This window comes from uncultured Sphingomonas sp., from assembly GCF_934560975.1.
In the GTDB taxonomy this organism is placed as follows: Bacteria; Pseudomonadota; Alphaproteobacteria; order Sphingomonadales; family Sphingomonadaceae; genus Sphingomonas_I.
The window spans coordinates 18,966-31,671 of record NZ_CAKTFO010000004.1; the positions used below are offsets into that span (position 1 = coordinate 18,966).

Genomic DNA, 12,706 nt, shown 5'->3' on the forward strand with positions numbered 1-12,706 from the left:
ACCTCTTATACCCTCAATCTTGCTGGCCCAGGCCGAATGCATGCTCCAGCAGGCGCGCCTGCTGTTCACGAATATCGGCCCGCTCCGATTCGACGCGCCCGTAGCGATCTTCGTTGCCGTTCGCCACCGCGCCCTGCGCCTCTGCGTTCAACATCGCCAGCTGCTCGCCCAGCTCCCGCTCGGCGCACAGCATGTCGATCAATGCCCCCAGCTGTTCCGCGGCCAGCGATCCGTCCGTTCCGATAAACGGGAAACGCAGCCGCTGCTGTAGGTTGAACTGCAAAACTTCAGGCAACAACGCAGTTTCCAATATGGAGGGAATTGCGTCGCTATCAAGAGCCGGGTGGCGCCACGCGGCATCCATCAGCGCCCGCCGCCAGCGATCGAGCTTTTCGTCCGCGATCGGCAGGCCGCCCAGCTGATCCATATGGTCCGCGATCAGCCCCGGCTGACGCGACAAACCATAGAGCAGCCCCTCGACATAGGCGTCGCGCAGGTCACGCGGCTTCTCGGTCGCGCCGGCGCGCAGCACGGCGCTGGCGATGGTGCGCCGCTCGGCCTTGTTCCACCCGAAATCCTCGAAGAACAGGCTGGTCAGCGAGCGGCGATATTCCTCCGCCACAAGCTTGTCGCCGCAACTCGCCGCCAGTTCGTTCAGCGCCTGGCGCAGGCCGGCGCGTGCCTCCGGCCGGTCCATGTCGGCGGCCTCGCGCGCTTCCTGGTAGAGCAGCACGTCCAGCGGCACCGGATCGGCGATCGCGGCCTCGAATGCATCTGCCCCGCCGTCGCGCACCAGATCGTCGGGATCCTTGCCGGCGGGTAGCATGGCGAAGCGCAGGGTCTTGCCGGGACGCAGGATGGGGAGGGCGCGATGGGCGGCGCGCAGGCTCGCCTTGCGCCCGGCCGCGTCGCCGTCGAAGCACAGGACCGGCGCATCCGTGAGGGTCCACAGCCGCGCCATCTGCGCCTCGGTCAGGGCGGTGCCGAGCGGGGCCATCGCCTCGCCGATCCCCGCCTGATCCAGCGCGATCACGTCCATATAGCCTTCGACCACGATTGCCCGTCCGCTCTTGCGCGCGAGCGGGCCGGCGCGGTCGAGGTTGAACAGGGTGCGGCCCTTGTCGAACAAAGGCGTGTCCGGCGAGTTCAGATATTTGGGCTCGCCCTGGTCCAGGATGCGCCCGCCAAAGGCGATGGTCCGCCCGCGCGCGTCGCGGATCGGGATCATCAGGCGGCCCCGGAACCGGTCATAGGCGCGGCCACCATCGTCCGGCTTGATCAGCAGCCCGGCCTCGACCAGTTCCGCTTCCTTGACGGGGTCCAGCGCGGGGGCAAGCCGGTTGCGGCCATCCGGCGCGAAGCCGATGCCGAACGTCTCGCGGGCGTGCGCGCCGATGCCGCGCTTGTCGAGATAGGTGCGCGCCGCCGCGCCCTCGATCCCGTCCAGCTGCTTGCGAAACCAGGCCGCCGCCGCTTCGCTCACGCCGACCAGCCCGCTGGCCCGCTCCGCCCGCGCGCGTGCGGCGGGATCGGGCGCGGGCAGCTCCAACCCGGCCGCCTGGGCCAGATCCTTGACCGCATCCATGAAGGGCAGGCCCTTGGCTTCCGTCAGGAAACGGATCGCGTCGCCATGCGCCCCACAGCCGAAGCAATGGTAGAACGCCTTCTCGTCATTGACGTAGAAGCTGGGCGTCTTCTCATTGTGGAAGGGGCAGCAGCCCTTATACTCGCGACCCGCTTTCTGAAGCTTGACCGACTTGCCGATCAGTCCGGACAGCGATGTGCGGTTACGCAGTTCGTCGATGAATGCGGGCGACAGCAACCCGCCGCCACCACCGGGGCGACGCGGTTGTCCGCTGTCGGTTCGAGATGCCTGAGCGGCAGACGCCATGGCCGGATTTTAACTAGCATCAATCCGGCCCGGCGGGAAGGGAAAAGGACCGGGGCGGTTCAGCAGGCCAGCCGCGCCTTCACCAGCGCGCTGGCCTTGCTCATGTCCATGGCGCCGGCATGGCGTTCCTTCACCGCCGCCATCACGCGCCCCATGTCCTTGACCGATGCGGCGCCGAGTTCGGTTGCGATCGCGTCGATCGCGGCCTTGGCCTCGTCCTCGCTCATCTGCGCGGGGAGGAAGCGTTCGATCACCGCCACTTCGACCTGCTCCGCGTCGGCCAGTTCCGGACGGCCGCCCTTCTGGTAGAGGTCGATCGATTCGCGGCGCTGCTTGATCATCTTTTGCAGCACTTCGGTGACCAGCACGTCGTCGTCGGGCGTGGTGGCGGCGGTGCGCAGTTCGATGTCGCGATTCTTGATCGCCGCCTGGATCAGGCGCGTCGCGTTCACCGTGGGCTTGTCGCCGGCCTTCATCGCGGCGACCTGCGCCGTCTTCACATCGTCTCGGATCATCATATGTCTCGGATTAATCGGAAACCCCGACCTTAGCGGGGCACGGCTCGACTTGGTAGAGTTGACCACCCCGCCGATGCGGTTTAGCGGGCGGCGCTTAGCGACATCGCCACATGCCACAAGGAGTGCCTGCCCATCATGGCCGACGCCACGCCATCACGCGCGCCGGAAGGAGCCACGGGCGTTCTCGTCCTTGGCGATGGTTCGGTTATCTGGGGCCGCGGCTTCGGGGCCGAAGGGGCCGCCGTCGGCGAGGTGTGCTTCAACACCGCCATGACCGGCTATCAGGAGGTCATGACCGATCCGTCCTATGCCGGGCAGATCGTTACCTTCACCTTCCCCCATATCGGCAATGTCGGCGCGAACCCGGAGGATGTGGAGGCGATCAACCCCCACGCCTTGGGCTGCATCGTGCGCGAGGATGTGACCGATCCGTCCAACTTCCGCTCGACCCAGCGGTTCGACGGCTGGTTGCGCAACAATGGCCGCATCGGCCTGGCGGGTGTGGACACGCGCGCGCTGACCCGCGCCATCCGCTTGGGCGGCGCGCCCAACGGCGTGATCGCGCACAATGCCAAGGGCGAGTTCGACCTTGATGCGCTTGTGGCGCAGGCACGCGACTGGCCGGGCCTGGAAGGCATGGATCTCGCCAGGCAGGTGTCCTCGACCCAGAGCTACCGCTGGGACGACGGGCTGTGGACGCTGGGGCAGGGCTATGCGACCCATGCCGCCAATCCCGATGGACCGCATGTCGTCGCGATCGATTTCGGGCTCAAGCGCAACATCCTGCGCAACCTGGTGGCGGCGGGCGCGCGGGTGACGGTGGTGCCGGCAACCGCCACCATTGATGATGTGATGGCGCACACGCCCGACGGCGTGTTCCTCTCCAACGGCCCTGGCGATCCCGCCGCGACCGGCCAATATGCGGTGCCTGTCATCCGCGAATTGCTGGAAATCGGTACGCCGATCTTCGGCATCTGCCTTGGCCACCAATTGCTGGGTCTGGCGGTCGGCGCCAAGACCGCGAAGATGCACCAGGGTCATCGCGGTGCCAACCACCCGGTCAAGCGGTCGGACGACGGCCGGGTCGAGATCACCAGCATGAACCACGGCTTCGCGGTGCTGACCGAAACCCTGCCCGACACGGTCGAGCCGACCCACTTCTCCTTGTTCGACGGCAGCCTCGCCGGCCTGCGCCTCAAGGACAAGCCCGCTTTTTCCGTGCAATACCACCCGGAGGCGAGCCCCGGCCCACAGGACAGCCATTACCTGTTCGAGCAGTTCGTGAACCAGTTGCGGAGCGCCTCGTGAAAGCTCCCTCTCCTCAGCGGGGAGAGGGCTGGGGTGAGGGGGAGCGAGGCGCAGGCGAGCGTGCAATCTCGAAGGCAGGGTGCCCTCACCCAACCCTCTCCCAAATGGGAGAGGGCTCAAGCGCGAGCGTTCAGGATCGCGCCCCTGATCTCCTCCAGAACGCCGTCGATGTTCTCGACTACATCGTTGTTCCAAAAGCGGATTACGACGTAGCCATGTGCCTCGATGATACGGGTGCGTTCCACGTCCGTCACGCTGGCGGAGTGTTGGCCACCATCCAGCTCGATCGCCAGCCGCGCCGAACGGCAGGCGAAGTCGGCGATGTAGAACCCGATCGGAAGCTGGCGCACGAACTTGGCGCCTTCGATCTGCCGATTGCGCAGCCGCTGCCACAGCATCGCTTCGACATTGGTTGCTTCGTTCCGCAGCATGCGCGCGAAAGACGTCAATCGTTTCTCCGTCACCGCCGGATCACCCTCACCCAACCCTCTCCCTCAAGGGAGAGGGCTACAGGTATTCGATAAATCATGCCCAAGCGCACCGACATCTCCTCTATCCTCATCATCGGCGCGGGTCCGATCGTTATCGGTCAGGCTTGCGAGTTCGACTATTCGGGGACGCAGGCCTGCAAGGCGCTGCGCGAGGAGGGCTATCGCATCATCCTCGTCAATTCGAACCCGGCGACGATCATGACCGATCCGGACATGGCCGACGCGACCTATATCGAGCCGATCACGCCCGAGGTGGTCGCCCGCATCATCGAGAAGGAGCGGCCCGACGCCGTCCTGCCGACCATGGGTGGCCAGACCGCGCTCAACACCGCGCTCGCCTTGTTCCGCGACGGTACGCTGGAGAAATACGGCGTCCAGATGATCGGCGCGGATGCGGACGCGATCGACAAGGCGGAGGATCGCCAGCGTTTCCGCGACGCGATGGACAAGATCGGGCTGGAAAGCCCGCGCAGCCGCATCGCCCACACGGTGGAAGAAGCCCTGGATGCGCTGGAGTTCGTGCAGCTCCCCTCCATTATCCGCCCCAGCTTCACCATGGGCGGGCAGGGCGGCGGCATTGCCTACAACCGGCAGGAATTCATCGAGATCGTGACATCGGGCCTTGATCTCTCTCCGACGACCGAGGTGCTGGTCGAGGAAAGCGTCCTCGGCTGGAAGGAATATGAGATGGAGGTCGTGCGGGATCGCAACGACAATTGCATCATCATCTGCTCGATCGAGAATGTCGATCCGATGGGCATCCATACCGGTGACTCCATCACCGTCGCGCCAGCCTTGACGCTGACCGACAAGGAATATCAGATCATGCGCAACGCGAGTATCGCGGTGCTGCGTGAAATCGGCGTGGAAACAGGGGGTTCCAACGTCCAGTTCGCGGTCAATCCGAAGGACGGCCGCCTGGTCGTGATCGAGATGAACCCGCGCGTCAGCCGCTCCTCGGCGCTGGCATCCAAGGCAACCGGCTTTCCGATCGCCAAGGTCGCGGCCAAGCTGGCGGTCGGCTACACGCTGGACGAGATCGACAATGACATCACCGGCGCGACGCCCGCCTCGTTCGAGCCAACGATCGACTATGTCGTCACCAAGATTCCGCGTTTCGCGTTCGAGAAGTTCAAGGGCGCGTCCGACCACCTGACCACTGCCATGAAGTCGGTGGGTGAGGTGATGGCGATCGGCCGCAACATCCACGAAAGCCTGCAAAAGGCGTTGCGTGGCCTCGAAACCGGTCTGTCCGGCCTGAACGTGGTCGATCGCCTGAAGGGCGCGCCGCGCGCCGAGATCGAGGCGGCCTTGGCCGAGCCCACGCCCGACCGGCTGCTGATCGCCGCCCAGGCGCTGCGTGAAGGTTTCCTGGTCGAGGATGTGTGCCGCATCGCCAAGTACGACCCCTGGTTCATCGAGCGGCTGGACGAGATCGTGGCCGCCGAGGAGCAGGTGTGCCGCGACGGCCTGCCCAACGATGCCGCGGGCATGCGCAAGCTGAAGGCGATGGGCTTTTCGGACAAGAAGCTGGGCTGGCTGGCGCTCAACTCCGTGCACTTGGCCGGGATGCGGCGGGCGCAGGCGCGGGGCGGCGGTATCGTCCATGACGCGATCGCCGGCATGACCGGGGGCGTCACCGAAGCGGAAGTGCGCGCGCACCGCCACAAACTGGGCGTGCGTCCCGTTTTCAAGCGGATCGACACCTGCGCGGCCGAGTTCGAGGCCAAGACGCCCTACATGTACTCGACCTACGAGGCCCCGGCCTTCGGCGAACCGGAGAATGAGGCGCAGCCGTCCGACAAGCGCAAGATCGTCATCCTCGGCGGTGGTCCCAACCGGATCGGGCAGGGGATCGAGTTCGATTATTGCTGCTGCCACGCATGCTTCGCGCTGAGCGATGCCGGGTTCGAGACGATCATGGTCAACTGCAACCCGGAAACGGTCAGCACCGACTATGACACGTCCGACCGCCTCTATTTCGAGCCGGTGACGGCCGAGGACGTGCTGGAAATCCTGCATGTCGAGCAGCAGTCGGGCGAGCTGGTCGGCGTGATCGTCCAGTTCGGCGGCCAGACCCCACTCAAACTCGCGCAGGAGTTGGAGCAGGCGGGCATCCCGATCCTCGGCACCTCGCCCGACGCCATCGACCTGGCCGAGGATCGCGAGCGTTTCGCGGACTTGGTGGCGAAGCTCGACCTGAAGCAGCCGGCCAACGGCATCGCCCGCAGCCGGGCGGAGGCGCTCGCGGTGGCGGAGCGGATCGGCTACCCCGTGCTGACCCGCCCGTCATATGTGCTGGGCGGCCGTGCGATGGAGGTGGTCGACAGCCCCGCACAGCTGGAACATTATATCGAGACGGCGGTGCAGGTGTCCGGCGATAGCCCCGTGCTGATCGACCGCTATCTCCGCGATGCGGTGGAAGTGGATGTGGACGCCTTGTCCGACGGCCAGGACGTGGTGGTTGCGGGCGTGATGCAGCATATCGAGGAAGCCGGCGTCCATTCCGGCGACAGCGCCTGCACCTTGCCGCCCTACAGCCTGCCGGCCGAGATCGTGGCCGAAATCGAGCGTCAGACCGACTCGCTCGCCCGCGCGCTCAAGGTCAGGGGGCTGATGAACGTCCAATATGCGGTCAAGGACGGCGAGGTCTATCTGATCGAGGTCAACCCCCGCGCCAGCCGCACCGTGCCGTTCGTCGCCAAGGCGGTGGGGGCACCCGTTGCGAAGATCGCTGCGCGGGTGATGGCGGGCGAGATGCTGGCCGACCTTCCCACGATCCCGCGCAATCCGGACCACATCGCGGTCAAGGAAGCGGTATTTCCTTGGGCGCGCTTCCCTGGAGTTGATCCGGTATTGTCACCGGAAATGAAGTCCACCGGCGAAGTCATGGGAATTGATCGAGATTTCGCCACTGCTTTCGCCAAGTCGCAGCTGGGCGCCTCTACCGTCCTGCCGCAGTCGGGCACCGTGTTCGTCTCGGTCAAGCCGACGGATAAGGCGGTGATCGAGCCGGCGGTGCGACAGCTGATTGACCTGGGCTTCAGCATCGTCGCGACCGATGGCACCGCCGAATATCTGAACGCGCGGGGGCTTGCGGTCGAACGCGTGAACAAGGTGGCGCAAGGTCGCCCGCATATCGTCGATCGGCTGAAGGATGGCGGCGTGCAGCTGGTGCTGAACACGACCGAGGGCTGGCAATCCCTGCAGGATTCCAAATCGATCCGGGCCTCCGCCATGCTGGCGCGCATTCCCTATTTCACCACGGCTGCGGCGGGCGTAGCAGCGGTCCGCGCCATTGCGGCGCTGCGGGAACGGAGCCTTGAAGTACGCTCTCTCCAATCCTATCATGGCTGATTGACGCGCCCACATAGTGCGGAGATGCGGGCATCGCCCTGTACCTGGCGGTGTGTGGGTGATTTGACGGTTGAAAGGGGATAGTTTCGAGATGGCGAGCGAAGACAAGCTGCCGATGTTGGCGGAAGGTTATGCAATGCTCACGGAAGAGCTTGCGCGCCTGAAGGCCGAGCGTCCGCAGATCATCGACGCGATCGAAGAGGCGCGCGCCCACGGCGACCTTTCGGAAAATGCCGAATATCACGCCGCCAAGGAGCGTCAGGGCCAGGTCGAGGCAATGATCGCCGACGCCGAGGACAAGCTCGCCCGGTCGCAGGTGATCGACCCCACGATGCTGTCGGGTGACAAGATCGTGTTCGGCGCCACCGTCCACCTGCTGGACGAAGACGAAAAGCCGGTGAAGTACCAGATCGTCGGCCAGACCGAGGCGAATGCCAAGCAGGGCCGGATCAGCTACAATTCGCCGCTCGGCCGCGCGCTGATCGGGCGCAAGGTGGACGATGAGGTCGAGGTGACGGTTCCTTCGGGCGATCGTTATTACGTCGTTTCCCAGATCGAATTCATCTGACTATCGTCCTGCTCCGCAAGGGATGAAGACGACCTCGCCCAAGATGACGGTCACGCTGGGCGCGTTGACCGTTGTCAGCTATCTCGCCGTCAGCACGCTCCACATGGGCGACCTGGCCGCGATGGTAGGCGGGTTCATCCCCGCGCGGCTGTCCGGCGCCATGGTGACCGGCGCCCTGCCGCTGGTGCTTACGCCGCTCAGCGCGACCCTGCTCCATGCGGGTCTGCTCCACCTCGGCTTCAACCTGCTGATGCTGTTCTATTGCGGGCGTGAGGATGAGGTGGCGCTCGGCCGTGCGGGCGTGCTGTCGCTCTTCATCGGCGGGGCCTATGCCGCCGCGCTGGCGCAATATGTCGTCGGCCCGCATTCCATGACGCCGATGATCGGGGCCAGCGGCGCCATTTCCGCGCTGGTGGGGGCTTATGCCATCCTCTACGGCCAGCGCCTGCCGTCCAGATTCTCACCGGAGGTCGCGCGCTGGCTGCATGTGGCATGGCTGGCGGCGGCGTGGATCGCGGTGCAGCTCCTGCTCGGCATCGCATCCCGCACCGAAGGCGTGGCGATCGCCGCCGCCGCCCATATCGGGGGCTTCATCGCCGGCTTATTGCTCGCCAGGCCGATGCTCCGCTGGCACTACCGCAAGGCTTGAGCGTCTAGGCGCAAGGCCCGGCTCAGCGTGGCCGGGGACGCGCGAGGGTCGACAGGACGCCGCGCAGGGTGCGGACCTCCTGACTGTTCCAGCCCGGCTTGGTCAGCAAGGTGCGCAGCGTGCGCCGCGTAACGGGTGTGCGGTCCGGTGGGTAGAAGTAGCCAGTCGCCTGTAGCATCCCGTCCAGCTGATCGATCATGCCGTCCAGTTCGATCTGGGGGGCGGGCGGATCGATCTCCACGGCCGGGGGCTGTTTCAGCGTCTCGCCCTTGGACCATTCATAGGCGACCAGAATCACGGCCTGTGCGAGGTTGAGGCTGCCGAACTCCGGATTGATCGGCACGGTCAGGATCGTCCGCGCCACCGCCACATCGTCCGTCTCCAGCCCCGACCGCTCCGGCCCGAACAGGAATGCGCTGCCGCCCGTCTCCGCCCGCACGGCGATGGCGGCCTCATCGGGGCGCACCACCGGCTTGGTGACGCCGCGCTTGCGGACCGTGGTGGCATAGACGTGCGCACAATCGGCCACCGCATCCGCCACGCTGTCGAACAGCCGTGCGCGCTCCAGCACGATATCAGCGCCCGACGCGGCCGGGCCGGCGGCGGGATTAGGCCAGCCATCGCGTGGGCTGACCAGACGCAGGTCGGTGAGGCCGAAGTTCAGCATGGCACGCGCCGCCTTGCCGATATTCTCGGCAAGCTGCGGGCGGACCAGAACGATGGCGGGGGGCGGGGCTGTCATGTCTCTCTTATCCGCTGGGTCATGCCCGGAAGGGGGCGTGGGCGCTTACTCGCCCTGTTCCGATACGCTGCCCGCAAAGGCTTCGAAGTCCTTGGCTTCGCGGAAATTCTTATACACGCTGGCGAAGCGGATATAGGCCACGCTGTCGAGCTGCTGCAGCCCGTCCATCACCATTTCGCCCACCCGGGACGCCGGGATCTCGCTATCGCCCAGCGTTTCCAGCTGGCGCTGGATGCCGGATACGAGTTGCTCGATCTGCTCGGGCGCCACCGGCCGCTTGCGCGCGGCTATGGCGACCGACCGTTCCAGCTTGGCGCGATCGAACGACTGCCGGGTGCCGTCATTCTTGACGATCGTCACCTCTCGCAGCTGCGTCCGTTCGAACGTGGAGAAGCGCGCGCCGCAACTCTCGCACTGACGCCGCCGGCGGATGGCGGCGCCATCTTCCGCCGGACGGCTATCCTTGACCTGGCTGTCGGGGTGCGAACAGAAGGGGCAGCGCACGTGGGCGTCAAAGCTCCGGGTAGATGGGGAAACGCGCAGTCAGCGTCTTGACGCGCTCGCGCACATTCTGCTCGACCTGGGCGTCGCCCGCCTCGCCGTTGGTGCGCAGGCCCTCCAGCACGTCCGCGATCATGTCGGCAATCTCGCGGAATTCGGCCACGCCGAAGCCACGGGTGGTGCCCGCCGGCGATCCGACGCGGATGCCGCTGGTCTTGACCGGGGGCAGCGGATCGAACGGGATGCCGTTCTTGTTGCAGGTGATGCCGCACCGCTCCAGCGCCTCGTCCGCGTCGCGGCCGGTAACGCCCAGCGGGGTCAGGTCCACCAGCGCCAGGTGCGTGTCAGTCCCGCCCGAAACGATCGCCGCGCCACGCTGCTTCAGCTGTTCGGCCAGCGCCTTGGCATTGTCGACCACCGCTTTGGCATAGGCCTTGAACGACGGATCGAGCGCCTCACCGAACGCCACCGCCTTGGCGGCGACGACGTGCATCAGCGGGCCGCCCTGCAGGCCGGGGAATACGGCCGAATTGATCTTCTTCGCGATGGCCTCGTCATCGGTCATGATCATGCCGCCACGGGGGCCGCGCAGCGTCTTGTGCGTGGTGGTGGTAACCACATGGGCGTGGCCGAACGGCGAGGGGTGGACACCGCCCGCGACCAGCCCGGCGAAGTGCGCCATGTCGACCATGAACATCGCGCCGACCGCGTCCGCGATCGCGCGGAAGCGGGCGAAGTCGATGTGGCGGGGATAGGCCGATCCGCCCGCGATGATGATGGTCGGCTTATGCTCCTGCGCCATCGCCTCGACCTGGTCATAGTCGATCAGGTGGGTGTCGCGGGTGACGCCATATTGCACCGCGTTGAACCACTTGCCCGACATGGCGGCACGCGCGCCGTGGGTAAGGTGGCCGCCGGCATCCAGGCTGAGCCCCATGATCGTGTTGCCCGGCTTGGTCAGCGCCAGCATGACGGCGCCGTTCGCCTGCGCGCCCGAATGCGGCTGGACGTTGGCGAAGTTGCAGCCGAACAGCTGCCTGGCGCGATCAATCGCGAGCTGCTCGACCTCGTCGGACGGCGCACAGCCCTGATAATAACGCTTGCCGGGATAGCCCTCGGCATATTTGTTGGTGAAGACGGACCCTTGCGCCTCCAGCACCGCCTTGGAGACGATGTTCTCGGACGCGATCAGCTCGATCTGGTCCTTCTCGCGGGTGATTTCATGCCGGACCCCGGCGAACACGGCGGGATCGGCCTGCTCCAGCCCGCGTGAGAAGAAGCCGTCCGGCTGAATGTCGTTCGCGATCTGGCTGCTCATGCGGGGCTCCCTTGAGGATGCGGCAGCCCGGTGGCGCATGGCCATGCCGGGCTTCGGTCGATTCGGATCGCCATCCCTCTAGAGCTGCCGTGCGATTCAGGCCAGCTTGGGCATGGTCCCAAACGGTCAGGCGGCGAGCCGCATCTCCATCCGGTCCCAGATCTCCACCAGCGCATCGACCAGCTCCCGCATCATCTCCTCGCTGTGGCTGGGGCCCGGGGTGAAACGCAGCCGCTCCGTACCGCGCGGGACGGTGGGATAGTTGATCGGCTGCACATAGACGCCATACTCGGCCAGCAGGATGTCGCTGGCGCGCTTGGCCTTGACCGGATCGCCCACCATCAGCGGCACGATGTGCGTGGTGGTGTCCATCACCGGCAGCCCCGCATCCGCCATCATGCCCTTCAGCCGGGCGGCCGCCGCCTGCTGCCCCTCGCGCTCCGCCGAGGAGCCTTTGAGGTGGCGCACGCTGGCGAGCGCACCGGCGACCAGCACCGGCGAGAGCGAGGTCGTGAAGATGAAGCCCGGCGCGTAGGAGCGGATCACGTCGACGATCATCTTGTCCGCCGCGATATAGCCGCCCATCACCCCGAACGCCTTGCCGAGCGTCCCTTCGATGATCGTCAGCCGGCTGGTGGCCGCCTCCCGATCGGAAATGCCGCCGCCGCGCGGACCGTACATGCCGACCGCATGCACCTCGTCCAGGTAGGTGAGGGCATGATATTTGTCCGCCAAGTCGCAGATGGCGTGGATCGGCGCGACGTCGCCGTCCATCGAATAGACGCTCTCGAACGCGATCAGCTTGGGCGCTTCGGGGTCGGCCTCGGCCAGCAATTCCTCCAGATGGTGGAGGTCGTTGTGGCGGAAGATCTTCTTCTCGCACCCCGAATTCCGAATGCCCGCGATCATGGAGGCATGGTTCAGCTCGTCCGAGAAGATGATGCAGCCCGGCAGCACCTTGGCCAGCGTCGACAATGTCGCTTCGTTGGAGACATAGCCGGAGGTGAACAGCAGCGCATTCTCCTTGCCGTGCAGGTCGGCAAGCTCATGTTCCAGGTCGATATGATAATGAGTGTTGCCGCCGATGTTGCGCGTGCCGCCGGAGCCCGCGCCGACATCGTGCAGCGCCTCCTCCATCGCCGCGATCACCTTGGGATGCTGGCCCATCGACAGATAGTCGTTGGAGCACCACACCGTGATCGGCTTCGGCCCGTTATGCCCGGCGAAGCAGCGTGCGTTCGGGAACATGCCCTTGTTGCGCAGGATGTCGATAAAGACCCGATAGCGACCCTCGGCATGCAGCCGGTCGATCGCCTGGGTAAAAATGCGGGAATAATCCAAAGTGCCAGTCCCCGGCAGCGAA

General features: G+C 65.8%; 11 protein-coding genes. 4 read left to right on the top strand and 7 right to left on the bottom strand.

Features of this window, described 5'->3' with window-relative positions:
* Positions 1-13: 13 nt before the first annotated feature.
* Together dnaG and Q0D93_RS04250 are read right to left on the bottom strand one after the other, a co-directional pair.
* Entirely contained in the window at positions 14-1,891 is a 1,878-nt protein-coding gene (dnaG, locus tag Q0D93_RS04245) for a DNA primase (RefSeq protein ID WP_294391708.1), read from the bottom strand.
* A gap of 59 nt (positions 1,892-1,950) precedes the next feature.
* On the bottom strand, positions 1,951-2,406 hold the full coding sequence (locus Q0D93_RS04250; RefSeq protein ID WP_294391879.1) for a GatB/YqeY domain-containing protein: 456 nt from the start codon (positions 2,404-2,406) through the stop codon (positions 1,951-1,953).
* Positions 2,407-2,544: 138 nt separating this feature from the next.
* Here Q0D93_RS04250 and carA point away from each other — a divergent pair, with 138 nt between their 5' ends.
* Entirely contained in the window at positions 2,545-3,717 is a 1,173-nt protein-coding gene (gene carA, locus Q0D93_RS04255) for a glutamine-hydrolyzing carbamoyl-phosphate synthase small subunit (protein ID WP_294391709.1), read from the top strand.
* A 116-nt stretch (positions 3,718-3,833) separates the two neighbouring features.
* Here the strand turns inward: carA and Q0D93_RS04260 are convergent, their stop codons facing one another.
* Positions 3,834-4,202, bottom strand: coding sequence for a DUF559 domain-containing protein (locus Q0D93_RS04260; protein ID WP_294391710.1), 369 nt, complete (start codon positions 4,200-4,202; stop codon positions 3,834-3,836).
* A 42-nt stretch (positions 4,203-4,244) separates the two neighbouring features.
* Here Q0D93_RS04260 and carB point away from each other — a divergent pair, with 42 nt between their 5' ends.
* The 3 genes from carB (at position 4,245) to Q0D93_RS04275 (ending at position 8,782) form a co-directional block, all read left to right on the top strand.
* Positions 4,245-7,565 carry a carbamoyl-phosphate synthase large subunit gene (gene carB / locus Q0D93_RS04265; RefSeq protein WP_294391711.1) on the top strand — a complete coding sequence of 1,107 codons (3,321 nt, stop codon included), beginning with the start codon at positions 4,245-4,247 and terminating at the stop codon, positions 7,563-7,565.
* A 91-nt stretch (positions 7,566-7,656) separates the two neighbouring features.
* Positions 7,657-8,133 carry a transcription elongation factor GreA gene (gene greA / locus Q0D93_RS04270; protein WP_294391712.1) on the top strand — a complete coding sequence of 159 codons (477 nt, stop codon included), beginning with the start codon at positions 7,657-7,659 and terminating at the stop codon, positions 8,131-8,133.
* A gap of 22 nt (positions 8,134-8,155) precedes the next feature.
* Positions 8,156-8,782: a rhomboid family intramembrane serine protease gene (locus Q0D93_RS04275; protein WP_294391713.1), complete on the top strand. Its 627-nt coding sequence runs from the start codon at positions 8,156-8,158 to the stop codon at positions 8,780-8,782.
* A gap of 22 nt (positions 8,783-8,804) precedes the next feature.
* Here Q0D93_RS04275 and Q0D93_RS04280 read toward each other — a convergent pair whose 3' ends face one another.
* From Q0D93_RS04280 to hemA, 4 genes are all read right to left on the bottom strand, one after another.
* Positions 8,805-9,524 (bottom strand): RNA methyltransferase, encoded by a 720-nt coding sequence (locus Q0D93_RS04280; protein ID WP_294391714.1) that lies wholly within the window; start codon positions 9,522-9,524, stop codon positions 8,805-8,807.
* 45 nt (positions 9,525-9,569) lie between these two features.
* Positions 9,570-10,028 (bottom strand): transcriptional regulator NrdR, encoded by a 459-nt coding sequence (nrdR, locus tag Q0D93_RS04285; RefSeq protein WP_294391715.1) that lies wholly within the window; start codon positions 10,026-10,028, stop codon positions 9,570-9,572.
* Positions 10,029-10,035: 7 nt separating this feature from the next.
* Entirely contained in the window at positions 10,036-11,343 is a 1,308-nt protein-coding gene (gene glyA, locus Q0D93_RS04290) for a serine hydroxymethyltransferase (RefSeq protein ID WP_294391716.1), read from the bottom strand.
* 126 nt (positions 11,344-11,469) lie between these two features.
* On the bottom strand, positions 11,470-12,684 hold the full coding sequence (hemA, locus tag Q0D93_RS04295) for a 5-aminolevulinate synthase (protein WP_294391717.1): 1,215 nt from the start codon (positions 12,682-12,684) through the stop codon (positions 11,470-11,472).
* Positions 12,685-12,706: the final 22 nt, after the last annotated feature.